26 protein-coding genes are annotated in these 25,091 nt (G+C 64.6%); 6 read left to right on the forward strand and 20 right to left on the reverse strand.

Annotation, left to right across the window (positions count from 1 at the left end; translation table 11 throughout):
- Positions 1-41 precede the first annotated feature (41 nt).
- The 4 genes from KVT37_RS15175 to rplS form a co-directional block, all read right to left on the reverse strand.
- The gene (locus KVT37_RS15175; RefSeq protein ID WP_217574320.1) at positions 42-839 is read right to left on the reverse strand and encodes a transporter substrate-binding domain-containing protein; all 798 of its coding nucleotides are present in this window, start codon (positions 837-839) and stop codon (positions 42-44) included.
- Between the two features lie 167 nt (positions 840-1,006).
- A complete protein-coding gene (locus KVT37_RS15180) occupies positions 1,007-1,507 on the reverse strand; it encodes a MarR family winged helix-turn-helix transcriptional regulator (protein ID WP_217574322.1) in 501 nt (166 codons plus the stop codon).
- Complete coding sequence (locus KVT37_RS15185; protein ID WP_306796933.1) at positions 1,504-1,938, reverse strand: organic hydroperoxide resistance protein; 435 nt, start codon at positions 1,936-1,938, stop codon at positions 1,504-1,506. The genes KVT37_RS15180 and KVT37_RS15185 overlap by 4 nt, the downstream gene beginning before the upstream one ends.
- A 158-nt stretch (positions 1,939-2,096) precedes the next feature.
- Positions 2,097-2,618, reverse strand: coding sequence for a 50S ribosomal protein L19 (gene rplS / locus KVT37_RS15190; RefSeq protein WP_217574326.1), 522 nt, complete (start codon positions 2,616-2,618; stop codon positions 2,097-2,099).
- A gap of 334 nt (positions 2,619-2,952) precedes the next feature.
- On the opposite strand from rplS, the gene KVT37_RS15195 reads away from it, so the two are divergent.
- Complete coding sequence (locus tag KVT37_RS15195) at positions 2,953-3,705, forward strand: sulfite exporter TauE/SafE family protein (protein ID WP_217574328.1); 753 nt, start codon at positions 2,953-2,955, stop codon at positions 3,703-3,705.
- A gap of 361 nt (positions 3,706-4,066) precedes the next feature.
- Here KVT37_RS15195 and trmD read toward each other — a convergent pair whose 3' ends face one another.
- Both trmD and rimM read right to left on the reverse strand, forming a co-directional pair.
- Positions 4,067-4,762: a tRNA (guanosine(37)-N1)-methyltransferase TrmD gene (trmD, locus tag KVT37_RS15200; protein ID WP_217574330.1), complete on the reverse strand. Its 696-nt coding sequence runs from the start codon at positions 4,760-4,762 to the stop codon at positions 4,067-4,069.
- Positions 4,759-5,358 (reverse strand): ribosome maturation factor RimM, encoded by a 600-nt coding sequence (gene rimM / locus KVT37_RS15205; RefSeq protein ID WP_217574333.1) that lies wholly within the window; start codon positions 5,356-5,358, stop codon positions 4,759-4,761. The genes trmD and rimM overlap by 4 nt, the downstream gene beginning before the upstream one ends.
- Before the next feature lie 97 nt (positions 5,359-5,455).
- On the opposite strand from rimM, the gene KVT37_RS15210 reads away from it, so the two are divergent.
- Positions 5,456-6,394, forward strand: coding sequence for a tyrosine recombinase XerC (locus KVT37_RS15210; RefSeq protein ID WP_217574335.1), 939 nt, complete (start codon positions 5,456-5,458; stop codon positions 6,392-6,394).
- 328 nt (positions 6,395-6,722) lie between these two features.
- On the forward strand, positions 6,723-7,787 hold the full coding sequence (locus tag KVT37_RS15215) for a TraB/GumN family protein (protein WP_217574337.1): 1,065 nt from the start codon (positions 6,723-6,725) through the stop codon (positions 7,785-7,787).
- 726 nt (positions 7,788-8,513) lie between these two features.
- On the opposite strand, the gene lpdA is transcribed toward KVT37_RS15215, so the two are convergent.
- From lpdA to mdh, 11 genes are all read right to left on the reverse strand, one after another.
- A complete protein-coding gene (gene lpdA / locus KVT37_RS15220) occupies positions 8,514-9,920 on the reverse strand; it encodes a dihydrolipoyl dehydrogenase (protein WP_217574339.1) in 1,407 nt (468 codons plus the stop codon).
- 24 nt (positions 9,921-9,944) lie between these two features.
- Positions 9,945-10,700, reverse strand: a complete 756-nt coding sequence (locus KVT37_RS15225) for an SDR family oxidoreductase (RefSeq protein WP_217574341.1) — start codon at positions 10,698-10,700, stop codon at positions 9,945-9,947.
- Positions 10,697-11,176: a hypothetical protein gene (locus tag KVT37_RS15230; RefSeq protein WP_254634032.1), complete on the reverse strand. Its 480-nt coding sequence runs from the start codon at positions 11,174-11,176 to the stop codon at positions 10,697-10,699. Before KVT37_RS15230 ends, KVT37_RS15225 begins: the two co-directional genes overlap by 4 nt.
- Before the next feature lie 32 nt (positions 11,177-11,208).
- Positions 11,209-11,940 (reverse strand): DUF4241 domain-containing protein, encoded by a 732-nt coding sequence (locus tag KVT37_RS15235; protein WP_217574474.1) that lies wholly within the window; start codon positions 11,938-11,940, stop codon positions 11,209-11,211.
- Positions 11,941-12,013: 73 nt separating this feature from the next.
- Complete coding sequence (gene odhB / locus KVT37_RS15240) at positions 12,014-13,288, reverse strand: 2-oxoglutarate dehydrogenase complex dihydrolipoyllysine-residue succinyltransferase (protein ID WP_217574343.1); 1,275 nt, start codon at positions 13,286-13,288, stop codon at positions 12,014-12,016.
- 48 nt (positions 13,289-13,336) lie between these two features.
- On the reverse strand, positions 13,337-16,324 hold the full coding sequence (locus KVT37_RS15245) for a 2-oxoglutarate dehydrogenase E1 component (protein ID WP_217574345.1): 2,988 nt from the start codon (positions 16,322-16,324) through the stop codon (positions 13,337-13,339).
- Positions 16,325-16,469: 145 nt separating this feature from the next.
- Entirely contained in the window at positions 16,470-17,372 is a 903-nt protein-coding gene (gene sucD / locus KVT37_RS15250) for a succinate--CoA ligase subunit alpha (RefSeq protein ID WP_140684341.1), read from the reverse strand.
- Between the two features lie 12 nt (positions 17,373-17,384).
- Positions 17,385-17,876 carry a DUF1579 family protein gene (locus KVT37_RS15255; RefSeq protein WP_217574347.1) on the reverse strand — a complete coding sequence of 164 codons (492 nt, stop codon included), beginning with the start codon at positions 17,874-17,876 and terminating at the stop codon, positions 17,385-17,387.
- Between the two features lie 3 nt (positions 17,877-17,879).
- Positions 17,880-18,251, reverse strand: coding sequence for a cupin domain-containing protein (locus tag KVT37_RS15260; protein WP_217574349.1), 372 nt, complete (start codon positions 18,249-18,251; stop codon positions 17,880-17,882).
- A 4-nt stretch (positions 18,252-18,255) separates the two neighbouring features.
- Positions 18,256-19,449 carry an ADP-forming succinate--CoA ligase subunit beta gene (gene sucC, locus KVT37_RS15265; protein ID WP_217574351.1) on the reverse strand — a complete coding sequence of 398 codons (1,194 nt, stop codon included), beginning with the start codon at positions 19,447-19,449 and terminating at the stop codon, positions 18,256-18,258.
- Positions 19,450-19,482: 33 nt separating this feature from the next.
- Positions 19,483-20,451, reverse strand: coding sequence for a malate dehydrogenase (gene mdh, locus KVT37_RS15270; protein WP_112100953.1), 969 nt, complete (start codon positions 20,449-20,451; stop codon positions 19,483-19,485).
- A 212-nt stretch (positions 20,452-20,663) separates the two neighbouring features.
- Between mdh and KVT37_RS15275 the strand changes: the two genes are divergently transcribed.
- Positions 20,664-21,098 (forward strand): GNAT family N-acetyltransferase, encoded by a 435-nt coding sequence (locus KVT37_RS15275; RefSeq protein WP_217574353.1) that lies wholly within the window; start codon positions 20,664-20,666, stop codon positions 21,096-21,098.
- A 67-nt stretch (positions 21,099-21,165) separates the two neighbouring features.
- Here KVT37_RS15275 and zapE read toward each other — a convergent pair whose 3' ends face one another.
- The 3 genes from zapE to KVT37_RS15290 all read right to left on the reverse strand — a co-directional run bounded on the left by zapE (position 21,166) and on the right by KVT37_RS15290 (position 23,671).
- Positions 21,166-22,368 carry a cell division protein ZapE gene (gene zapE, locus KVT37_RS15280; protein ID WP_217574355.1) on the reverse strand — a complete coding sequence of 401 codons (1,203 nt, stop codon included), beginning with the start codon at positions 22,366-22,368 and terminating at the stop codon, positions 21,166-21,168.
- A gap of 92 nt (positions 22,369-22,460) precedes the next feature.
- Positions 22,461-23,024, reverse strand: coding sequence for a protease inhibitor Inh/omp19 family protein (locus tag KVT37_RS15285; protein ID WP_217574477.1), 564 nt, complete (start codon positions 23,022-23,024; stop codon positions 22,461-22,463).
- Between the two features lie 209 nt (positions 23,025-23,233).
- Complete coding sequence (locus tag KVT37_RS15290) at positions 23,234-23,671, reverse strand: VOC family protein (RefSeq protein WP_217574364.1); 438 nt, start codon at positions 23,669-23,671, stop codon at positions 23,234-23,236.
- A 126-nt stretch (positions 23,672-23,797) separates the two neighbouring features.
- Here KVT37_RS15290 and KVT37_RS15295 point away from each other — a divergent pair, with 126 nt between their 5' ends.
- The gene (locus KVT37_RS15295; protein WP_217574366.1) at positions 23,798-24,805 is read left to right on the forward strand and encodes an MBL fold metallo-hydrolase; all 1,008 of its coding nucleotides are present in this window, start codon (positions 23,798-23,800) and stop codon (positions 24,803-24,805) included.
- 62 nt (positions 24,806-24,867) lie between these two features.
- Positions 24,868-25,029: a DUF1328 family protein gene (locus KVT37_RS15300; RefSeq protein WP_112100958.1), complete on the forward strand. Its 162-nt coding sequence runs from the start codon at positions 24,868-24,870 to the stop codon at positions 25,027-25,029.
- The last annotated feature ends 62 nt before the right edge of the window (positions 25,030-25,091 follow it).

Genomic DNA, 25,091 nt, shown 5'->3' on the forward strand with positions numbered 1-25,091 from the left:
TTCGGCCCGCCACTGTCGCGCATCATTGGCAGCAAAAGCGCCTACTGCCCCATCTTGTAATCAAGGAACCACTTCTTGTTGAGCTTGTCGAACGTGCCGTCCGCCTTCAGCGAGGCGATCGCGGCGTTGACCGGCTTCACCAGGTCCGAGCCCTTCGGGAAGATGAAGCCGAAATCCTCGGTGCCGAGTGGGCCGCCGATCAGCTTCAGCTTGCCTTCGGAGGCATCGACATAGCCCTTGCCGGCGGTGCCGTCGGTGAGCACCACGTCGACGTCACCCGTTTTCAGCGCCTGCACGGTCGCGCCGAACGTCTCGAACAGTTTGATGCGCGGGTTCTGCTCGTTGCCGTCGAGCACGCTGTAGACGGCGGTGTAGAAGGGCGTGGTGCCGGGCTGGGCGCCGATCAGCCCATCCTTGAAGGCGCCAAAACTCTTGGCGTCGGTGAAGCGGCTTTCGTCGCCGCGCACCAGCATGAACTGCTCCGAGCGCATGTAGGGATCGGAGAAGTCGACCTTCTCCTTGCGGTCGTCCTTGATGGTGATGCCGGTCATGCCGATGTTGTACTGGTTGTCGGAAACCGCCTGGATCATCGCGTCCCAGGACGTATTCTGGTACTCGACCTTGAAGTTCAGCCGCTTGGCGATCTCGTCCATCGCGTCATATTCCCAGCCGATCTGCTTGCCGGTCTTCTTGTCGATGAACTGCAGCGGCGGGTAGGCGTTTTCCGTCACCACCACGACTTTCTTGCCGGCGAGGTCGGGCAAATTGTCGGCGAGCGCGGCGACTGGCGCGAGAAGGCAGGCCACCATGGCGGCCAGCAGCAATTTCGACTTGGTCATGACAAATCTCCGAAGGTGCGACCGCGCTGCAATTTCGCGGCCTAAGAAAATCCGGCGCCGACTTTAGCCTGCCGCAAGCGCCTTGCAAGCCGGTCTGCTGCGACGTTGCGCGCTATACGCAAATCCAATGCTCTTCGGGGATCGTTTCGAGGATGGCCGTTGCCGGATCAATCCTGATCGGCGGTGGCCTCGCGCAACCCGGCGACCAGCCGTGTCAGCGTGCCGTGCAGGGCTTTCAGCTCGGCCCGCTCCAGCGGCATGCTGCAACTCAGTCCTTCCTGCACGTCCTTCATCTTCGCCCGCAGCGCCTCGCCCTTGGCGGTCGGTTCGACCAGAACCCGGCGCTCGTCGGCGGCGTCGCGCCGGCGCGTCACCAAGCCACCCGCTTCCATGCGCTTGATCAACGGCGTCAGCGTCGCCGAATCGAGGCCAAGTGCCGCGCCGAGCTCGCCGACCGTGCTCGGCGAATGCTGCCACAGCGCCAGCATTGCAAGGTATTGCGGGTAGGTGAGGCCGAGCGGGTCGAGCAGCGGCCGGTAGAGCTTCGTCATCAGCCCGCTGGCCGAATAGAGCGCGAAGCAGAGCTGCTGGTCGAGGCGTGGCACGGCGATCGCCCCGGCGTCTTGCGCCGGGGCTTGCTTGGCCATGGTTTCGGTTGTCGTCGTCATGCTGCCTTTGCCGGAAGCGCCGTGGTGGACAGCGCCACATCGATATTGCCCCGGATGGCGTTGGAATACGGGCAGATCTTGTGCGCTTCCGATACAAGCGCCTCTGCGCTCGCCTGATCAAGTCCCTTGATCTCGGCCGCCAGCGCGACGCCGAGGCGGAAGCCGCCCTGGTCGTTCGGGTGGAGGCTCACCGTGGAGCTGACCGAAGCGTCCTCAAGCGGCAGCTTCTGTTGGCGCGCAACGAAGCGCACGGCGCTCTCGAAGCAGGCCGCGTAGCCGACCGCGAAGAGTTGCTCTGGATTGGTGGCGCCGCCCTTGCCGCCGAGTTCCTTCGGCATCGCCAGATCGACCTTGAGCAGGCCGTCGCTGGTCTCGCCATGGCCGTTGCGGCCGCCGGTGACATGAGCCTGGGTGCTGTAAAGTGCCGACATCTTTATCTCCATTTTATTTGTACACGATCATTTAGTGTACAAGATAAATGAATGTCAACGACGGCGGCGTGGTTTTCCCTATGGCGAGCGATCACAACCCGGTGAAAATGAAAAAGGCGGCCGAAGCCGCCTTTCCAGAACCTATTTCGCCAAAAGCCTTATTCAGCCGAAGCAGCCTCGGCGGCGGCCTTCTTCTCGGCGGCTTCCTTGGCGGCCGTCTCGGCGGCCAGCGCCTGGGCGGCGGCGACCTTCTCGGCCTCGATGCGGGCGCGCTCGGCTGCCAAGGCATCACGCTCTTCGTCGTTCAGCTTGCGGGCGCGGACGCCGGTGTTTTCCGAAATGCGGGCCGACTTGCCGCGACGGTCGCGCAGGTAATAGAGCTTGGCGCGGCGCACCTTGCCGCGGCGCACGATCTCGACGCCTTCGACCATCGGCGAGTAGACCGGGAAAACGCGCTCGACGCCTTCGCCGTAGGAAATCTTGCGTACGGTGAAATTCTCCTGGAAGCCGGAGCCGGAGCGGGCGATGACGACGCCCTCATAGGCCTGGACGCGGGTGCGGGTGCCTTCGGTGACGCGCACCTGGACGCGCACGGTGTCGCCCGGCTGGAATTCGGGCAGCTTGCGCTTGGCTTCGATCTTGGCGGCCTGCTCGGCCTCGAGTTGACGGATGAGATCCATCTCAAAAATCCACTTCTTGTTCTTCCGACAGTCAGAGCGTCCTACGCTCGCCTTGCAGTTCCTATGACCGCTCGGCTATGCCCTTCGGGCAGGGACGACTACACCGCACTTGTTGACGGGTCCAGAAGATCGTTCTTCCGGTTCGGGCGGGCACATACAGCCATTTTGCCGCTTTGTCACGCCCAAATGCATGTCGCACGGAAGTGTGCGCGGTTCTGGAGCGACGACAGGCATCAAAACGGGACTTTGCGGCACATTTTTTGCGGCTGATGGCCCCATGACATTGCCGCCGTGCCGGGTTGCGCGCGCCCCGCAAGCTTTCTAAGCGGGGGAAATGAGTTTTTTCGATGCCGCCTTGCTCTTTCTCGCGGGTTTTGTCTCCGGCGCGGTCAATGCCGTCGCCGGCGGCGGCACCTTCGTCACCTTCGGCGCCATGACGCTGGTCGGCGTGCCGCCGATCGTCGCCAACGCCACCTCCTCGGTGACGCAGTTTCCCGGCTATATCACCTCGACGCTCGCCTATCTCGACGACATAAGGCATTTCTGGCGCCAGGCGCTGCTGCTTTGCGTGATCTCGGCCTTCGGCGCGCTGGCCGGCTCGCTCATCCTGCTTGCGCTCTCCAACCCGTCCTTCCGCGCGCTGGTGCCCTGGCTGCTGATCGCCGCGACCGCGCTGTTCGCCGCCGGGCCATGGCTGAAGCCGACGGCCGGACCTGAACACCAGGCCTCGGTCGGCTCGCTCGCCGGATCGCTCGCCCAGTTCGCGACCTCCGTTTATGGCGGCTTTTTCGGCGCCGGCATGGGCGTGATGATGCTCGCCACTCTCGGCCTGACGCAGGCCGGCGACTACCACAAGCTCAATGCGCTGAAGAATATGCTGGCCGTGGTCATCGCGGCCATCGCCATCCTGGTCTTCGTCACCGGCGGGGTCGTCGCCTGGCCGCAGGCGATCGTCATGATCCCGGGCGGCGCGCTCGGCGGCTATGCCGGCGTCTGGATCGCCAAGCGCGTGCCGCAGGGCGTGGTGCGCGGCTTCGTCGTCGCCGTCGGCCTGTTCCTGGCGTTTTACTATTTTACCAAGGGCTGAGAACTACGATCCCGAACCGCGGGACCGCGTAAGCGAAAAATGGGTACCGGTTTTCGGCGCAAGCCTTGGAGATCGGCTGAAACGCCCATCGCGATCGTCATCCATGGGCGGAGCAAGGAGCGAAGCGACGCGCGCAGACCCGAGGATCCATTCCGTGACGTCGAAGCGCTGCTCACGATGCAGAATTCTGCTCCGCTGCGTTCCACGGCTCAGGTCACGGAATGGATCCCAGGGTCTCCGCGACGCCGCTTCGCGGCTGCTCCGCCCGGGGATGACGAAGTTGGGAGGCTTCAGCCAATCTCCAGTGTTTGTGCTGACGCTACAGAAATGGTTCGCCGGTTCCGTGAAACGGTGAACCGCTTTAGCGGGGCGGATCGTTCGCCAGCAGGTCCGGCCGCCGTTCCCTTGTCAGCTTCTCCGCCTCGGCGCGCCGCCATGCGGCAATCTTCTTGTGGTTGCCGGAGATCAGCACGTCCGGGATTTGCCGGCCCTCGAATTCCTGCGGCCGCGTATAGTGCGGATGCTCGAGCAGGCCGTTCTCGAAACTCTCTTCGTCGCCCGAGACCGCATTGCCCATGACGCCGGGCAAGAGCCGCACCACGGCGTCGAGCAGCACCAGCGCGGCCGGCTCGCCGCCGGACAGGATGAAATCGCCGACCGAGACTTCCTCCAGCCCGCGCGCCTCGATCAGCCGCTGGTCGACGCCTTCGAAGCGGCCGCACAGGATCACCGCGCCCGGGCCGTCGGCCAGTTCACGCACACGCGCCTGGGTCAACGGCTTGCCGCGTGGGCTCATCAGCAGGCGCGGGCGCGGATCGCCCGGCGGCGAGGCGTGGTCGATCGCCTTGGCCAGCACATCGGCGCGCATCACCATGCCGGCGCCGCCGCCGGCCGGCGTGTCGTCGACGGTGCGGTGCTTGTCGGTGGCGAAATCGCGGATCTGGATCGCTTCCAGCGACCATGTCCCGGCCTCCAGCGCGCGACCGGCCAGCGACAGGCCGAGCGCGCCCGGGAACATCTCCGGATAGAGCGTCAGCACCGAGGCGGCAAAGCTCAACGGTTGCCCCCGGCATCCTTCGGTCCGCGCGGCCTGCCTTTCGGGTCGAAGCCGGAACGGCCAGGCGCCGCGCCGTCTTCCTCATCCTCGACCAGGCCGGCCGCGGGCGGGTTGATCTCGACAAAACCGTCGGCGATCGAGACGTGCGGCACCGCGGCCTGGGTGAACGGGATCAGCACACCCTTGCGGCCGGCAAGCGTGACGTCGAGGATGTCGCCGCCACCGAAATTATGCACGGCCACGACCTTGCCTATGACGCCGGTATCGTCCCTGACGTCGAGGCCGATGAGATCGGCGTGATAGAACTCGTCCTCCTCGCCATCGTCCGGTAGCACCGAGCGGTCGACGAAAAGCTCGGTGCCGGCCAAAGCCTCGGCGGCATTGCGGTCACCGACGCCCTTGAAGCGAACGACGACAACGGTGCCCGCCGGCCTGATATCGTTGATCTGGAAGGCGCGCCCGTCCTTGGCATAAAGCGGGCCGTAATCGGCCAGCGCCAGCGGATCGCCGGTGAAGGTTTTCACCCTGAGTTCGCCCTTGATGCCGTGGGCGGCACCGATGACGGCCATCTGTACGGGGTTTTCGGGCTTCGACATGGCGGCGCTTCCTTTGCCCTGCTCTATCCCCCTCAATCTGTCATTTCAATGACCGCCTCTTCACCGCTTCCTAACCCGCATGCCGGAAACTGCCGCCATGCAGGAATTCCTCATCCCGGCAAAACCCGACCTTCAGATTGCGCGCGAGACCTGGCTGAAGACGCTGGCGCATGAACGCCGGCTGTCGCCGGAGACCGTCGAGGCCTATGAGCGCGATACTCGCCAGTTCCTGCATTTTTTGACCGACCATCTTGGCGGCGCGCCGGGCATTTCGGATATCGCCGACCTGCGCCCGGCCGATTTGCGCGGCTTCCTCGCCGCGCGGCGCAACGCCGGCGCCGGTGCCCGCACGCTGGGGCGCGGCCTTGCCGGCATCCGCTCGCTGCTGCGCTTTCTTGAAAAACGCGGGCTGGTCAACGCGGCGGGTGCGGCGGCCCTGCGCGCGCCGCGACAACCGAAATCGCTGCCCAAGCCCCTGACGGCAAGCGACGCCAGGCAGGTGGTGGCGGTGGAGGGGCAACTGGCGGAAGAACCCTGGATCGCCGCCCGCAACGCCGCGGTGCTGACGCTGCTCTACGGTTCCGGCCTGCGCATCTCAGAGGCGCTTGGCCTGGCCGGAGCCGACCTTGCTTCAGCAGACGACACCGTGCTGCGCGTTACCGGCAAGGGCGGCAAGACACGGCTGGTGCCGGTGCTGCCGGTGGCCCGCAACGCGGTCGCCGAATACCGCCGTCTCTGCCCTTTCCACATCGACCCCAAGTGCCTTTTGTTCCGCGGCGCCCGTGGCGGACCGCTCAACCCGGCCATCATCCAGCGCGAGATGGCGAAGCTGCGCTCGGCGCTCAACCTGCCGGACACGGCGACGCCGCACGCCTTGCGGCATTCCTTCGCCACGCACCTGCTCGGCCGTGGCGGCGACTTGCGCACCATCCAGGAACTGCTCGGCCACGCCAGCCTGTCGACCACCCAGATCTATACCGGCGTCGACACCGCAAGGCTGCTCGACATCTACGAGAAGGCGCATCCCCGCGCCTGAGTCCCTGACTTCGTCATACTAGGGCGAAGCAGGAGCGAAGCTCCGTCGCGGAGACCCTAGTATCCATGCCGTGACCTCGGCGCCCCGCAACGGTGCAGAATTCTGGATCGCCGCATTCCACGACTCAGGCAACGGAATGGATCCTCGGGTCTGCGCGCGTCGCTTCGCTCCTTGCTCCGCCCGTGGATGACGACGCGATGGGTGTTTCAGCCAATCGTCAAGGTTTTCGATCCGACAACCCGAGCGAACGTCAAAGCTTACCGGACCGGAAACAATTTCATTCTCTCGATTAACCGTTTTGCCGCTTTTCAGCGCTAAGACGCTTCTCATGAAACGCGTCATCGCCATCGCCGACCGCGCGGCCCTTGTCTCGTTGAAGCTGCTGGCAGCGCTCAACCTGCTGTTTTTCCTGTCTTTCCTCGTCGTTCTGCTGCTCGCCGGCCGGGCGCATGCCGAAGTGCCCAATTGCGCCGGCACCGATCTTTTGACCGCGCTCGAAAAGAGCGATCCCGCCGCCTTCAAGAAGGTCGGGACCGAAGCGGCGGCCGTTCCCAACGGCAAGGGCCTGTTGTGGAAGCTGGAGAAGCCGGGCGAGAAGCCGTCCTACCTGTTCGGCACCATGCACATGACCGACACGCGCGTCACCACGCTGCCGGCCGCCGCCCAAAAAGCCTATGACGGCGCCGGCACCATCATCATCGAGACCACCGATGCGATGGACAAGGCCAAGATGATGGCGGCGATGGCCAGCGAGCCCGCCCTGATGATGTTCACCGACAACACCACGCTCTCGTCGCTGCTGTCGCCCGACGATGCGGCGGCGCTGAACAAGGGGCTCGACGCCCGCGGCATTCCACCGGCGACGGTCGCCAAGATGAAGCCGTGGATCCTGTCGGCGATGATGGCGCTGCCGGCCTGCGAGGTGGCGCGCCAGGCCGCCGGCGAGCCCGTGCTGGACGTCAAGCTCGCTTCGGACGCCAAGGTTTTGGGCAAGGACGTCGAAGGGCTCGAAACCGCTGTCGATCAGCTGCGCGCCATGGCCTCGCTGCCGCTCGAATTCCACATGAAGAGCCTTGTCGAGACGATGAAGCTCGGTGACAAGGTGAATGACGTCAACGAGACCATGATCGTGCTCTACCAGCACGGCGATACCGGGATGTTCTGGCCGCTGCTTCGGGCCGTGATGCCCGGTTCCGCGAACGACCCGGCCGGCGACGCTGCCTTCGAGCAGACCATGATCACCGCGCGCAACAAGGTGATGGCGGCGCATGCCGGTCCGATTTTGGCCAAGGGCAACGTCTTCATGGCGGTTGGCGCCATGCATCTGCCCGGTCCGGAAGGACTGGTCGAGGATTTTCGCAAGGCAGGGTATACTGTTACCGTCGTCAACTGAGTCGCCTGGCGATTGGCGGGCCCGAAAACGCCGGTTTTTCAGCGCTTTCGGTCCGTCCGTGTGAAACCCATTGCGGGATCCGCGCGTTGATGGCTGTTATTTTGATGCTTTCATCCAAGGAGGACACGTTTCATGGCGAACCCTAACGACCCCTTCACCCCTTCGAGCACGCCTCCCACGTCGGGTGGCGGCGGTAGCGGGTGGCTGATCGCCCTAGTTGTCATTATCCTGGCCATTGTTGCGTATTATGTCTTTGGCAGAAGCGGCGGCGAGCATGCCCCGGCCCCGGCTGAGCCGCCGGCCGCCAGCACGCCGGCTCCGGCTCCTGCAACGCCGGCTCCCGCGCCGGCACCAGCACCAGCACCAGCACCAGCGCCCGCTCCAGCGCCAGCGCCAGCCCCGGCTCCCGCACCCGCGCCGGCCCCTGCGCCCGCTCCGGCTCCTGCACCGGCACCTGCGCCCGCCCAGTAATCGGGCTACAGCTTGACGACGAACGGCCCGCCGAAAGGCGGGCCGTTTTTGTTTGGGGTAACCGCGCCTTCGTCATCCTCGGGCTTGACCCGAGGATCCATGCCGTGACCTCCGTCACAAACGCGACGGTGCAGAATCCTGTAATCGTTGCAACGCCTTAGCGTCACGGAATGGATCCTAGGGTCTGCGCGCGTCGCTTCGCTCCTTGCTCCGTCCTAGGATGACGAACTCGCGAGCGTTCGGCGCCAATCGCGATCAAATATGGATGGGCTTGAAGAATGTCGCCAGCGCCGCTTCCTTCACCGCTTCCGACATCGTCGGGTGCGCGTGGCAGGTGCGGGCGAGGTCTTCCGAGGAGCCGCCGAATTCCATCAGCACCGCCGCCTCATGGATCATCTCGCCGGCGCCGAAGCCGACGATATGGACGCCGAGCACGCGGTCGCTGGTCTTGTCGGCCAGGATCTTCACGAAACCGTCGGTATGCAGCATGGCGCGCGCGCGGCCGTTGGCGCTGAACGGAAACTTGCCGACCTTGTAGTCGATGCCGGCCTTTTTCAGCTCCTCTTCGGTCTTGCCGACCGAGGCGATTTCCGGGCTGGTGTAGACGACGCTCGGGATGACGTCATAGTTCACATGACCGGCCTGGCCGGCGATCGTCTCGGCCACGGCCACGCCCTCGTCCTCGGCCTTGTGCGCCAGCATCGGCCCGGCAATGACGTCGCCGATGGCATAAATACCCGGAACGTTGGTCCGCAGATGCCCGTCGGTCTTGACCCGGCCGCGCTCGTCCATCTCGACGCCGGCTTCCTTCAGTCCCAGGCTATCAGCGTATGGGCGGCGGCCGGTGGAGACCAACACCACATCGGCCTCGATGGTTTCGGCGGCGCCGCCCTTGACCGGCTCGAAGGTGACCGTCGCACCCTTCTTGGCCTTGGCGACGCCGGTAACCTTGGCGCCGAGCTTGAACTCGAAGCCCTGCTTGGACAACAGCCGCTGGAATTGCTTCGAGACCTCGCCATCCATGCCGCCTAGGATGTTGTCGAGGAACTCGACGACAGTGACCTTGGCACCGAGCCTGGCCCAGACCGAACCGAGTTCCAGTCCGATGACGCCGCCGCCGACCACCACGAGATTGGCGGGCACCTTGGCCAGCGACAGCGCGCCGGTGGAGGACACGATCACCTTCTCGTCGAAATCGACCTTGACGCCCGGGATGCCGGCAACATCCGAGCCGGTGGCGATGACGATGTTCTTGGCCTCGATCTCCTCGACCTTGCCGTCCTCGCCGGTCACCGAAACCTTGCCGGCGCCGACCACCTTGCCGGTGCCGCGGAAGCTGTCGATCTTGTTCTTCTTGAACAGGAAGGCGACGCCGTTGACGTTTGACGCCACCGTCGTGTCCTTGTGCGCCATCATCTTTTTCAGATTGAGCTTTGGCGCCGGGATCTCGACGCCCAGCGTATCGAAGGCATGTCCGGCCTCTGCGAACATCTCGGAAGCGTAGAGCAGCGCCTTCGACGGGATGCAGCCGATGTTGAGGCAGGTGCCGCCGAAGGTGGCGTTCTTCTCGACCACCGCCGTCTTCAGGCCGAGCTGCGCCGCCTTGATGGCACAGACATAGCCGCCCGGTCCCGATCCGATGATTACGACGTCATAAGCCATGATGGTGTCCTTCTGGTCTGGCCTTCAACGGCCGCCGCTCACATTGAGGATCGCGCCCGTTATATAGGAGGCCGCGTCCGACAGAAGATAGAGAACCGCGCTGGCGACTTCATCCGCCGTGCCCGCGCGTTTCATCGGCAGCAGATCCTGCAGCCGCGCCACCCGGTCCGGCTGGCCGCCCGAAGCGTGGATTTCGGTCTCGGTGATGCCGGGGCTGACCGCGTTGACGCGGATACCTTCCAGCGCGACTTCACGCGCAAGCCCGACGGTCAGCGTGTCGATCGCGCCCTTGGAGGCGGCGTAGTCGACATATTCGCCAGGCGAGCCGAGCCTGGCGGCAGCGGACGAGATGTTGACGATGGCGCCGCCCTTGCCGCCATGCCGCGTCGACATGCGCTTCACCGCTTCGCGTGCGCACAGGAACGAGCCGACGACGTTGATGCGCATCATGCGCTCGACCCGCTCCGTGCTCATCTCGTCGACGCGCGCCTTGAGGTCGACGATGCCCGCATTGTTGACGAAGGCATCGAGCCGGTCGAAGGCCCGGTCCACCGCCTCGAACATCGCGAGGACATCGGCTTCGCTGCCGACATCGCCCTTGACCGCGAAGGCATCGCCGCCGGCGGCCTTGAGCTCGCCGACCAGCGCATCGGCCGCCGCCTGGTTGGAAACGTAATTGACCGCTACGCGGTAGCCGGCCTCACTCGCCTGGCGGCAGATGGCGGCGCCGATGCCGCGGCTGCCGCCGGTGACCAGCAGCGTCTTCTTGTCCGCGCTCATTCCTGGCAGCCTTTCAGCACGAAGATGTCCCATGGCACTTTCGAAAAGCCGGCGGGACCATAGGCGGCCGACATTTCGAGCGACGGCCCGAGATCGGGCAAGATCAGGCTTTTCGGCGCGTCGGCGCCTTCGGCCGGCAACAGCCCGACGCCGCCCTTGTCATCGGCGCTGTAGATGACGCCTTCCCAGACCGTGCAGGCGGCGAGCTCGTCGCCGGTGACGTCGCCGGTCGGGCATTTGTACATCAGCGAGCCATGCGGCCGCGCGGCCGAGCCCTCGGTCCACATGCCGATACCCTCGAGCACGACATTGTTGTCGAGGATCATGCGGAAGGCATTGGTGATCGTCGCCGACGTGCCGGCCGGCGTGAAGTCGATCTCGGCGCCGCTTTTTGCCTCGCCATAGACGGCAAGCTGGATCGGGCAGGCGGCGTGGGCGCCGGACGTCGCGACTGTAAGCGCCAGCGACCCGGCCATAAATCCGATCAAGGGCGAGGAGGCATTCGTCATCATTTGGCCGGGTCGCTCTCGCGGCCGTCGGCGTTTTCGAGCACGCCGAAATCGGTCATCAGCACCACCGGCTCGCCCGCCGCGTCCAGCCCCCAGAAGGACGGGTAGAAGCCATCGCCCCAGCCGCTCCAGAACATCGCGATGTTGACCGGATTGCCGGCGTCCGGATGGTGCATGACGAACCGGTCCTGGTTGGGCGCGAACTCGGCTGCCAGCACGTCGTCATAATAATTCTGATCCGGTTTGAGCTTGTTCTGCGCCGCCGTCATCAAGGCCATCGCCGCCTTGTCCATGAACGAACCTAGGCCGGCATCGACGGGATAGCCGAAGATTTCGTCGCCGTTCAGCGTCGAAACATCCTGCCCGGGCAGGAGGGCGAGTTCCCAGCGCACCGGCACGCCGGAACGGAAGCGCAGGAATGCCGCCGCGACGCGGCCCTGCGCCTCGAACAGCGTGACCGGGTAGCGCCCGGGCTTCACCCTGCGGGCCAGCGCCGGCCAGTCGTCATCCGTGATCAGCGGATCGCAGGCGAGGATCTCGCCGGTCGGCAATTCGAGCTCGCCGATCCGTGTGACGGTGATCTTGCGTTCCGCCAACTGCAGGTCGGAGAGCGCGAAGATGCCGAAATTGCTGCTCGCCGTCGCCGGGTCCCAGTCGGCGGCGATGGCCAGCGACGGGACGGCGGCTGCCGAGATGCCAAGCGGGACGATGCCGCGTCGGAAAACCCGCATAGAGCTCCGCGCCATCCGGCCGAGCTTGAAGCCGATCCCGTCCAGCCAGCCGCTCACGGCGCGCTCGGCCCGATCACAGATCGAGCACCAGCCGCTCGGGATCCTCCAGGCTTTCCTTGACGCGCACCAGGAAGGTCACCGCTTCCTTGCCATCGACGATGCGGTGGTCGTAGGAGAGCGCCAGATACATCATCGGACGGATGACGATCTGGCCGCCGACCACCACCGGCCGGTCCTGGATCTTGTGCATGCCGAGGATGCCCGACTGCGGCGCATTGAGGATCGGCGTCGACATCAGCGAGCCATAGACGCCGCCATTGGAGATGGTGAAGGTGCCGCCTTGCATATCCGCCACCGACAGCTTGCCATCGCGCGCGGCGAGGCCCAACCGGCCGATCTCCTTCTCGATCTCGGCGATGGACATCTGGTCGGCATCGCGCACAACCGGCACCACCAGGCCCTTGTCGGTGCCGACGGCGACGCCGACATGGGCAAAGTTCTTGTAGATGATGTCGGTGCCGTCGATCTCGGCATTGACGGCCGGGATCTCCTTCAGCGCATGCGTCACCGCCTTGGTGAAGAAGCCCATGAAGCCGAGCTTCACGCCATGCTTCTTCTCGAACACGTCCTTGTATTTGGACCTGAGCGCCATCACCGCGCTCATATCCACCTCGTTGAAGGTGGTGAGCATGGCGGCGGTCGACTGCGCTTCCTTCAAGCGGCGCGCGATGGTCTGGCGCAGCTTGGTCATGCGCACGCGCTCCTCGCGCGGCGCGTCCTCGGCCGTCGACGGCGCGCGGGCGACGACTGGCGCCGGGGCCGCCTTCGGCGTCTCTGCAGGTTGCGAGGGCGCACCCTTGGCGATGGCGTCGAGCACGTCGCCCTTCAGCACCTGCCCGCGCTTGCCTGAGCCGGACAACTGGTCGACCGAGAGATTGTGCTCCGCGATAAGCTTGGCTGCAGCCGGCGCCGGCGGCATGGCGCGCGGCTCGATCTGGCCGCCGTCGCCGGCGACCTTGGCGGTCTCGGCAGTGGCCTGCTTGACCGTCGACGCCGCATCCGGGCTGGAGGCCTGCGCCACCGCCTGCGGCTTGGTCGCCGGGGCGGCGCCGCCGGCCGAAATCGAGCCGAGCAGCGCGCCGACATTGACCGTCTCGCCTTCCTTGACGGTGATCTCGGAAAGCGTGCCTGCGCCCGCGGCCGGCACTTCCACCGTCACCTTGTCGGTTTCGAGCTCGACCAGCGGCTCGTCGGCGGCGATCGCGTCGCCGACCTTCTTGAACCACTTGCCGACGGTCGCCTCGGTGACGGATTCGCCGAGGGTGGGGACGCGGATTTCGGTAGCCATTGTGCCTGTCCGTTGTCTTCTTGAGGTCTGTTTCGTCAGGTCTGCTTATTATTCGCCGAGAGCATCGTCGAGCAACGCGGCGAGCTGGCTGAGATGCTTCGACATCAGCCCGGTCGCCGGCGAGGCCGAGGCCGGCCGTCCCGTGTAGCGCACCCGCTGATGCTTGGCGTCGATATGCGCCAGCACCCATTCGAGATACGGGTCGATGAACGACCAGGCGCCCATGTTCTTGGGCTCCTCCTGGCACCACACCATCTCGGCATTGCGGAAGCGTGACAATTCGGTGATCAGCGCCTTGGCCGGGAACGGATAGAGCTGTTCGACGCGCAACAGATAGATGTCGTTGCTGCCCCGCTTCTCTCGCTCCTCGTAGAGGTCGTAATAGACCTTGCCCGAGCACAGCACGACGCGGCGGATCTTGGAATCCTTGACCAGCTTGATCGGCTGGTCAGCCAACAGCTGCGCATCGTCCCACAGCAGCCGGTGGAACGAGCTTTCGCCGGACATTTCCGGCAGCGTCGACACCGCCCGCTTGTGGCGCAGCAGCGACTTCGGCGTCATCAGGATCAGCGGCTTGCGGAAGTCGCGCTTCAGCTGCCGCCGCAGGATGTGGAAATAGTTAGCCGGCGTCGTAACGTTGGCGACCTGCATATTGTCTTCGGCGCAAAGCTGCAGGAATCGCTCCAGCCGCGCCGACGAATGCTCGGGACCCTGGCCCTCATAGCCATGCGGCAAGAGACAGACGAGGCCAGACATGCGCAGCCACTTGCGCTCGCCCGACGAGATGAACTGGTCGAACACCACCTGGGCGCCGTTGGCGAAGTCGCCGAACTGCGCTTCCCAGAGCGTCAGCGCCTTGGGCTCGGCAAGGCTGTAGCCATATTCGAAGCCCAGCACCGCCTCTTCAGAGAGCATGGAGTTGATGACTTCGTAACCGGCCTGCGCCGCCGAGAGGTTGTTGAGCGGGATGTAGCGGGTCTCGTCGCGCTGGTCATAAAGCACCGAGTGGCGCTGCGAGAAGGTGCCGCGCTCCGAATCCTGGCCGGAAAGCCGGATCGGATTGCCGTCGAGCAGGATGGCGCCGAAGGCCAGCGCCTCAGCCGTCGACCAGTCGATGCCTTCGCCGGACTCGATCGCCTGGCGGCGGTTTTCGAGAAAGCGCAGGATCGTCTTGTGCGCCTCGAAATCCTTCGGCACTTCGGTCAGCTTCTTGCCGATCTCCTTCAGCGTGCGCACCGGCACGGCGGTCTTGCCGCGCCGCTGTTCGTCCTGGTTGTCGGCGGTGCGCAGGCCCGACCATGCGCCATCCAGCCAGTCGGCCTTGTTCGGCTTGTAGCTCTGACCGACTTCCCATTCGGCTTCCAGATGCGCGCGCCAGTCGGCCCGCATCTTGTCGACCTCGGCCTGGGTGATATGCCCTTCGGCGATCAGCCGGTCGGCATAGACCTGCACCACCGTCTTATGGGTGCGGATATTGCGGTACATGATCGGCTGGGTGAAGGCCGGCTCGTCGCCCTCATTGTGGCCGAAGCGGCGGTAGCAGAACATGTCCACCACCACCGGCTTGTGGAACTTCATGCGGAACTCGGTCGCGACCTTGGCCGCATGCACCACCGCCTCCGGATCGTCGCCGTTGACGTGGAAGATCGGCGCCTCGATCATCTTGGCCACATCCGACGGATAGGGCGAAGAGCGCGAGAAGCGCGGATTGGTGGTGAAGCCGATCTGGTTGTTGATGATGACGTGCAGCGTGCCGGCGACGCGGTGGCCGCGCAGGCCCGACAGGCCGAGGATCTCGGCGATCACGCCCTGGCCGGCGAAGGCGGCGTCGCCATGCAGCAAGAGCGGCATCACCTTGGCGCGTTCCGACAGCGGCACGACCTCGCCGCGCTCGCGGCCGGCGAACTGGTCCTGCTTGGCGCGCGCCTTGCCCATCACCACCGGGTCGACGATTTCCAGATGCGAGGGGTTGGCGGTCAGCGACAGGTGCACCTTGTTGCCGTCGAACTCGCGGTCGGACGAGGCGCCGAGATGGTACTTCACGTCGCCTGAGCCCTCGACCTCGTCGGGCGCCGCGGAGCCGCCCTTGAATTCATGGAAGATGGCGCGATGCGGCTTCGCCATCACCTGCGAGAGCACGTTGAGACGGCCGCGATGCGCCATGCCGAGCACGATTTCCTTGAGACCGAGCTGGCCGCCGCGCTTGACGATCTGCTCCAGCGCCGGGATCAGCGATTCACCGCCGTCGAGGCCGAAGCGCTTGGTGCCCTTGTACTTGACGTCGATATACTGCTCAAAACCCTCGGCCTCGACCAGCTTCGACAGGATCGCCTTCTTGCCGGTGGCGGTGAAGGTGATCTCCTTGTCGGCGCCTTCGATGCGCGCCTGGATCCACGCCTTCTCTTCCGGGTCGGAGATGTGCATGAACTCGACGCCGAGCGTCGAGCAATAGGTGCGCGTCAGGATGTCGAGCATCTGCCGGATGGTGCCGAATTCGAGACCCAGCACATTGTCGAGGAAGATCGGCCGGTCATAGTCGGCAGCGGTGAAGCCGTAATTTTCCGGCGACAGCTCGTTGTAATCCTCGAGCGGCTTGGCGATGCCGAGCGGATCGAGATTGGCATGCAGGTGGCCGCGCATGCGGTAGGCGCGGATCATCATGATGGCGCGCACGGAATCGCGCGTCGCCTGGTGCACGTCTGCGTCGGAAAGCGCGGCGCCGTTGACGACCGCCTTCTCCTTGACCTTCTTTTCGACGTGCTTCTCGATCAGGCCCCAATTGCCGTCGAGCGCCGAGACCAGCTCGCCATTGGCGGAGAGCGGCCAGGAGGGCTTCGCCCAGGAGGCGCCCTTGGCGTTCTTGCGTACGTCGCCGGCGTCGTCCTTCAGCGCCGCGAAGAAGTCCTGCCACTCCGGATTGACGGACTCTGGATCATCCTCATAGGCCGCGTAGAGCGCGTCGATATAGTCGGCATTGCCGCCATAGAGGAATGAGGTGAGCGAGAATTGGTCGTTGGCCTGATCTTGTCTTGCCATTTTCGTCTGCGGAGCCTGGCTCCGTCTCCTTTCGAGGGGAATAGTGAGTAGTCAGTAGTGAGTAGAACGATGAAAATTCCCGCTCAGCTGCTACTCGCCCGTTCTTCCCTTTTTCACTACTGACTACTGCCTACTCACTACTGCCTTAACCCTTGATCGCCTCGACCAGCGTCGTGCCCAGCCGCGCCGGCGACGGCGAAACCTTGATGCCGGCCGATTCCATCGCCGCGATCTTGTCTTCCGCGCCGCCCTTGCCGCCCGAGATCACCGCGCCCGCATGACCCATGGTGCGGCCGGCCGGCGCCGTGCGCCCGGCGATGAAGCCCGCCATCGGTTTCTTGCGGCCGCGCTTGGCTTCGTCCTTGAGGAACTGCGCGGCGTCTTCCTCGGCCGAGCCGCCGATCTCGCCGATCATGATGATCGACTTGGTCTCGTCGTCGGCGAGGAACATCTCCAGCACATCGATGAACTCGGTGCCCTTGACCGGGTCGCCGCCGATGCCCACCGCCGTGGTCTGGCCGAGGCCGACATTGGTGGTCTGGAAGACTGCCTCATAGGTAAGCGTTCCCGAGCGGGAAACAACGCCCACCGAGCCCTTGCGGAAGATGTTGCCGGGCATGATGCCGATCTTGCATTCGTCGGGCGTCAGCACGCCCGGGCAGTTCGGGCCGATCAGCCGCGAGGTCGAACGGTCGAGCCGCGCCTTGACCTTGACCATGTCCATCACCGGGATGCCTTCGGTGATGCAGACGATCAGCGGGATCTCGGCCTCGATCGCCTCGATGATGGCTTCGCCGGCGCCCGCCGGCGGCACATAGATCACGGAAGCGTTGGCGCCGGTCCGGGCCTTGCCTTCGGCCACCGTGGCGAAGATCGGCAGGCTCTCGCCCTTCGAACCGGTCCAGGTCTCGCCACCCTTCTTCGGATGGATGCCGCCCACCATCTTGGTGCCGTGATAGGCCAGCGCCTGCTCGGTGTGGAACGTGCCGGTCTTGCCGGTCAGACCCTGCACCAGCACCTTGGTATTCTTGTCGATGAGAATGGACATCGCGGCCCTTTTCTAAAATCCGTTGATCGTGGAAGGCGAGACGCGCCGGTAGAGGCCGCTCACCATGTCTTGCCAGGCATCGCTGCCGGTCGGCTTGAACTGAAGTTTCATGCGGTAGGCGTCAGTGCCACCAAAACCATACGTCACGCGGGCGGCGCCGCGCGGCGACGACCGTTCGAGCGTGAGTTCGCTGCCGTTCCAGAGGCCGGTGGCGGGTGCCGGCGGCACAAAGCCCATCGAGTCGAACTGATGCATGGTGACGAGGCTGTTCTGCTGGTCGAAGCCGAACACATTATGCGCGCCGAACGAGATCGTGCCGTCGCGGCGCTGGCGATAGCGCTGTACCACGAACAGGCCGCCGAACTGCGCCTCGGCCACCACTTCCGCGGTCGCCGTGCCGGCATCGGTCCATTGCGTGGCAGCGACGTCTTCCTCGCCCCGCCACGCGCCGACCAGCGCCTGCAGGCGCTGGTGACCGTCCGAGAGGGAAGAGAAGGCGTTCATGGCTCAGAGCCGCTTCAGATCGGTGACGGTGAGATCGCTCCGGGCATTGCCGGTGTTCAAGGTCGTCGCCGGCTCGAACATCAGCACCACAGGCTCGGCGGTCAGCGAGCGTGGCCGGTGCTCGACGCCGCGCGGCACGACGATGAAATCGCCCTCGCCGAGCTCGACCGGCCCGTCGCGGAAATCGATGGCGATCCTGCCGCGCAGCACGAGGAAAGCCTCGTCCTCATTGTCATGCGCGTGCCAGTCGAAGGCTTCGCCGAACTTGGCGACCTTGGCCTGGCTGTCATTGACGTCGCCAGCGATATGCGGATCGAAGACCTTGGCGATCTTCGCGTCCGCCGCCTCGACCAGGTTTATCTTGCGCGGAGGCATCCGCTCAGCCCTTCACCGCCTTGACGATCTTCTTGGCCGCGTCATCAAGATCGTCGGCCGAGACGACATTCAAGCCGCTGTCGTTGATGATCTTCTTGCCGAGCTCGGCATTGGTGCCTTCCAGCCGCACCACCAGCGGCACCTTCAGCCCGACTTCCTTGACCGCGGCGATCACGCCCTCGGCGATGACGTCGCACTTCATGATGCCGCCGAAGATGTTGATTAGGATGCCTTCGACCGCCGGATCCTTGGTGATGATCTTGAACGCCGCCGTGACCTTTTCCTTGGAGGCGCCGCCGCCGACGTCGAGGAAGTTGGCCGGCTCGGCGCCGTAGAGCTTGATGATGTCCATCGTCGCCATGGCGAGGCCGGCGCCGTTGACCATGCAGCCGATATTGCCGTCGAGCGCGACATAGGCGAGGTCGTATTTCGACGCCTCGATCTCCTTCTCATCCTCTTCGGTGGTGTCGCGCAGTTCCATCACGTCCGGGTGGCGGAACAATGCGTTGTTGTCGAACGACACTTTTGCGTCGAGCACGCGCAGATGGCCGTCCTTCATGACGATCAGCGGATTGACCTCGAGCAGGCTCATATCCTTCTCGACGAAGGCCTTGTAGAGGATCGGAAACAGCGTGCCGCCGTCCTTGGCCGCATCGCCGTCGAGCTTCAGCGCAGTGTTGAGCTTCTTGACGTCGTCGGTCGTTACGCCCTTTTCCGGGTCGATGGCGACGGTGACGATCTTTTCCGGCGTGTCATGCGCGACCGTCTCGATGTCCATGCCGCCCTCGGTCGAGACGACGAAGGCGATGCGACCAACGGAGCGGTCGACCAGGATCGACAGATAGAGCTCGCGCTCGATGTCGGCGCCGTCCTCGATATAGAGGCGGTTGACCTGCTTGCCGGCCGGACCGGTCTGCTTGGTAACCAGCGTGTGGCCGAGCATCTCGTTGGTGTTGGCGACCACTTCGGCCGCCGACTTCGCCAGCCGCACGCCGCCCTTGGCGTCGGGGCCGAGCTCCTTGAACTTGCCCTTGCCGCGGCCGCCGGCATGGATCTGGCTCTTCACGACATAGAGCGGGCCGGGTAGCGCCTTTGCGGCCGCTTCCGCCTCGCTTGCCTCGAACACCGGAACGCCGCTCGCCACCGGCGCGCCGAACGTCTTCAGCAGCGCCTTGGCCTGATACTCATGAATGTTCATGCGCTTGGTCTCCGCGATTACTTGCCGGCGAGATTATTTGCCAGCCAGATGTGGGGCGATCTTGGTGCAGGCCTCGGTCAGGCCCTGAACCGCCGCCACCGAGGAATCGAACATCTTCTGCTCGGCCTTGGAGAGGTCGATCTCGATGACGCGCTCGACACCGCCGGCGCCGATCACCACCGGCACGCCGACATAGGTGCCCTTGACGCCATACTGGCCCGAGAGGTGCGCGGCGCAGGGCAGCACGCGCTTCTTGTCCTTGAGGTAGGCTTCGGCCATCGAGATGGCCGAAGCAGCCGGCGCGTAGTAGGCGGAGCCGGTCTTCAACAGGCCGACGATCTCGGCGCCGCCGTCGCGGGTGCGCTGCACGATCTGGTCGAGCTTCTCCTTCGAGGTCCAGCCCATCTTGACGAGGTCGGGCAACGGAATGCCCGCCACGGTCGAGTAGCGGATCATCGGCACCATGCTATCGCCGTGGCCGCCGAGCACAAAGGCAGTGACGTCCTCGACCGAGACCTTGAATTCTTCGGCCAGAAAGTAGCGGAAACGCGACGAGTCCAGCACGCCGGCCATGCCGACGACATGGCTGGTCGGCAGGCCGGAGAATTTCTGCAGTGCCCAGACCATCGCGTCGAGCGGGTTGGTGATGCAGATGACGAAGGCTTTCGGCGCGTATTTCTTGAGGCCGGCGCCGACCTGCTCCATGACCTTGAGGTTGATGCCGAGAAGATCGTCGCGGCTCATGCCTGGCTTGCGCGGCACGCCGGCGGTGACGATGCAGACATCCGCGCCCTCGATGCCGGCATAGTCGTTGACGCCGGTGAGGCGCGAGTCGAAGCCGTCGACCGGCGACGATTGCGCGATGTCGAGGCCCTTACCCTGCGGAATGCCCTCGGCGATATCGAACAGCACCACGTCGCCGAGATCCTTGAGGCCGATCATATGGGCGAGCGTGCCGCCGATCATGCCCGAGCCAATGAGCGCTATCTTGTTGCGTGCCATGTGAGGATGTTTTCCCTTGTCTATGACGAGACCGTGACGTGGCCGGAGAGGCCGAAAGGATGCGCGAGACCGCGAGAATTAGCCGCACCGAATAACTCCGGCTGAAGCAAAATTCAAACGATTATTTTGGACCTAGTGTTTTCAATCGGTTAGATGCTTCGGGAATTACGTAAACGTCAAAGTTTGTGAGCCGACTGAGGAGAATTTACACAATGAACGTCGAAATCCGAAGGCTTCATCCCGGCGATGACGCCCTTGTGATGCGTGTGGCCGACGAGGTGTTCGACGCGCCGGTGCGACCGCATCGGCTCGCCGCCTATCTGGCCTCGCCGGGCCATTTCATGATCGTGGCGATAATTGACGAAATCGTGGACGGCCAATGCGCTGCCGTCATCCACCGCCACCCGGACAAGGTGAGCGAGCTTTACATCGACGAAGTCGGCGTGGCGCCGCCTTTCCAGCGGCAAGGCATCGCCAGCAAGATGCTCGACGCCATGTTCGAGATCGGCCGGAAGCATGGCTGCGAGGAAGCCTGGGTCGGCACCGAGCCGGATAACGAGCCGGCGCGGGCGCTTTATGAAACGAGGCGGGAGCCGCATGGGAAGGCGGAGGATTTTGTGATGTATGTGTATCGGCTTCGAGATTAGCCGAAACGCCACCTTCGTCTCTAGGGCCGTCCATACATGACGAAGGCCAAGACAGCTTTAGGCCCTTCTAGCCCTGCGCCTGCCTCGCCTCAGCAGCCGGCATCGCCTCGTCGCGCCGTTCCGCCCAATCCTCCAGCCAGTCGCGGCTTTGCATCTCGACCAGGCGCGAGGCGGTGCGCTCGAATTCGAACACTTCGTTGCCGCGCTTGGCGGTGTAGAGCCCTTCTGGCAGCGCCGCGGCGCTCATCACCAGCCGCATGCGGTGGTCGTAGAGCGTGTCGATCAAAAGGATGAAGCGCTTGGCCTCGTTGCGCTTGCCTTCGCCGAGCACCGGCACATGGTCGATGAACACGGTCGAGAAGCGGGCGGCGAGCGCCAGATAGTCGCGCGCCCCGAGTGGCTTTTCGCAAAGGTCGGCAAAGGAAAAGCGTGCCGCGTCGCCGGCGGCGCGCGGCACGACGAGATGGCGGCCTTTGAGCGTCAGCGTGACCTCGCCGGCCGGCTGGCCATGCGTCATCACCTCCCAGGCGTCGTCCAGCGCGCGATCGGCCGCCGCGTCATCCGGCGTGACATAGACCGGCTGCCGGTTGAGCTTTTCCTGCCGATAGTCCTTCTCGGCCTCCAGCGTCATCACATGCGCGTTGCGTTCGAGCAGCGAAATGAACGGCAGGAAGAGCTGGCGATTCAGTCCGTCGCGATAGAGATTTTCCGGCGCCACGTTGGAGGTGGCGACCAGCACCACGCCGCTGGCGAACAGCGCCGAGAACAGCCGCGACAGGATCATCGCGTCTGCGATGTCGGTGACGGAGAATTCGTCGAAGCACAGCACCCAGGCTTCGTCGGCCAGCGCACGGGCCACCGGCTGGATCGGATCGTCTTCCTTGACCGTGCCTTCCTTGCGCGCCTGCCGGTGCTTCTGGATGCGGTCCTGCACATCGGCCATGAAGTCGTTGAAATGCACGCGGCGTTTGCGCCGGACCGGCAACAGCTCGAAGAACATGTCCATCAGCATGGTCTTGCCGCGACCGACGCCGCCATGGATGTAGAGGCCTTTGACCGGCTCGCGCGGCTGCCGCCTGGCCGCGAACAGCCAGCCCAGCGCGCTCGATTTCTGCGCCAGCCTTTTGGCTGAGATCTCGTCGATCAACCGGTCGAGCGCGGCGACGATGTGCTCCTGCGCTGGGTCGCGCTCGACCGCGCCGCTTTCAACCAGATGGTCGTAGCGCTGCCTGACGGTCGCATGGGTCTGGAGGCCGTCACGCAGATGCATGGTTCACGTCGTCAGTATTGAGCACAAGGAGGGGTACCAGGGTGAGCAGAGATTCAGATCAGGCCGGCGTCACCCTGAATATCAGCATACCCTTACCTTGTAAGCGAGATCGGCTGCCCGCTGGAAGTCTGGCCGTCGAACTTTTCGCCGCCCGAGGAATAGAGCCTGGCCAGCGTGCCGCCGTTTTCGTCGTAAAGCGTCAGCTGCTTACCGGCGACGTTCCACGACTTGATGCCGTCGATCGGGGCCGGGCAGTGCAACGGCCCGGCGCGGTAGCCGGCGCCGAACTTGGTCTGCGGCGTCGCCACTTTGCAGCTCTGACCGGAGACGTTGACGTTCCACACGCCGGCGACGCTGGCCGCGGTGAGGTCGGTGGCGCCGGCGGGCGCCGTGCCGTCCGGCGGCAGCGAGGCGACCTGGGTGTTCTTCGGGGCGGTCGGGAATTGCGACGAATCGGCGGTGCCGGGCGCCGCCGGCGGCGGCAGCTGGTTCTGCGTCACCGTGCCGGCAGGCGCCGGCGTCAGCGGCGCCGGCTGCTGGTCGTCCATCGACGAAAAGCGCGAGGTTGAGCAGCCGCTCGCAACCAGCGCGGCCAGCGATACGGCCACAAGGCCACTCTTTGAAAAGAGGCTGGGCCTCGAAAAGGGGCGGGTCATCGAAAAATTCATCCAAACCTCCGTCGGATCTGGCCGGGGGGAGCCCATCCGCGTAATCTCCACTCCACCAAGATGGCGAAGGTGGCAGAATTTCAACCTGATATGGTTAAAATAGGGTTTTCGGCGTTGCTGTTGCAAATTTATCGCAGCCCGGGACCGGCGCCGGAGAGTCGTCGGCGGCAACCGTTTAAGCTGCTGAAATATCGATACTAAATTCGGGCGCTCGGCACGAACACATAGCCGTCCGGGCCGACGATGTAGCATTCGCGCAAGCCATGCGGCTTGTCGATCGAGCCGGCCAACACGATGTGGCCGAGCGCTGCCGCCTTTTTCTCGAGCGCATCCGGATCGGCGCCGTAGAGGCGAAGTTCGATGCCGGCCCCGCGTGTTTCGGTGCCCGCGGTGACCCCGGTCATCGGGTTGTCGAGATAGGAATGGTCGGCGTGCAGCATGAAAATCGAGCCTAGCAGTTCGATCGCCGCGAAATCCTCATCGGCATAGATGATGCGGGCGCCAAGCACGTCGCGGCAGAAGACTTCCATCGCCGCCATGTTGGTGACCAGAAGATTGACGCCGACCCCAAGCGGCAGCGAGCGGCCGAAATCCTCGGCCTTCATCCACGGTGTCCTGGTCCGCTTCATCGCCATGGTGCAATGCCCCCCTCCCGCAATTCTAAATGAAGCGGGCTTCGCCCATTGGCATTCGCCAGCAAAATGCTTGCGCCAGACAGACGCGTCCTTATCTCAGGAAGGACCGAGCCGGCGGGAGAATGAATGGCCGCGAGCACAAGAACCGCCAACCGCTATTATAGTGGCCCGCTGAGCGATCATTTCGACGGCAGCTTGTTCTTCAATCCCGGCGGCAGGCCGCCCGGGCGCTTTGCCGATCTCCTCAAATGGCAATTTGGCGGCGGGCGGGCGAAATGGCCGGCCGCCTTTCCAAGCCCCTATCCGGCAGCGAAGCCGGATGATCGGATGGACGGCGGCGCACTCAAGCTGACCATGGTCGGCCATGCCTCGCTGCTCATCCAGACCGCCGGACTGAACATCCTGACCGATCCGGTCTGGTCCGAGCGTGCCTCGCCTTTCGCCTTCGCCGGCCCGAAAAGGGTCAATGCACCGGGGATTGCCTTCGCCGATCTGCCGCCGATCGATCTCGTGCTGGTCAGCCACAATCACTACGACCATCTCGACCTCGCCACGCTGAGGAGGCTGAAGGAGAGCCACGACCCGCGTGTGATCACGCCGCTCGGCAACGACGCCATCATCGGCCGCGCCGTGCCCGGCTTGCGGCTCGGCGTGCATGATTGGGGCGACAGGGTCGATTTCGACGCGGCCGCCATCCATGTCGAGCCGGTGCATCACTGGTCCGCGCGCGGCGGACGCGACCGCCGCATGGCGCTGTGGGCGGGCTTTGTCATCGAGACGGCCGCCGGCAACATCTATTTTGCCGGCGACACCGGCTTCCATGACGGCATCAACTATCGGCTGATGGGAGAAAAGCATGGCGGCTTTCGCCTCGCCATCCTGCCGATCGGCGCCTATGAGCCGCGCTGGTTCATGGCGCCGCAGCACCAGAACCCTGAGGAAGCCGTGCGGGGCATGAAGCTCTGCAACGCCGCCTTCGCCGCCGGTTGCCACTGGGGCACCTTCCACCTCACCGATGAGCCGATCGAGGAGCCGCCGCAGAAACTTGCCGAGGCATTGGCGGCCGAAGACCTGCCCCCGGAGCGTTTTCGCGCCATGCGGCCCGGAGAGACATGGGACGTGCCAGCCATCTGACAAAGGAACCCGAGCCGACGAAACGCGTTGGTTCCGCAACGCAATTTCGCTCGGAGTTTCCCATGATCAAGTGGATCATCATCCTTTTGATTGTCGCCGCCGCCGCGAGCCTGCTCGGCATGCCGGCATTGGCCGGAGCCGCCGCCACGGGCGCGCGTGTCCTGATCGGCATCGTGCTGATCGTCTTCCTGCTGATCGTGCTTGGGGTCTTCGCCGTTACATAAGACGCGGCCGGACTGGTAATTCCGGGCCGTTTCCGCCATATAGCGGCCAAATGGAACTGGAA

The sequence above is a fragment of the Mesorhizobium sp. GbtcB19 genome, from assembly GCF_019091085.1.
Classification (GTDB): Bacteria; Pseudomonadota; Alphaproteobacteria; order Rhizobiales; family Rhizobiaceae; genus Mesorhizobium.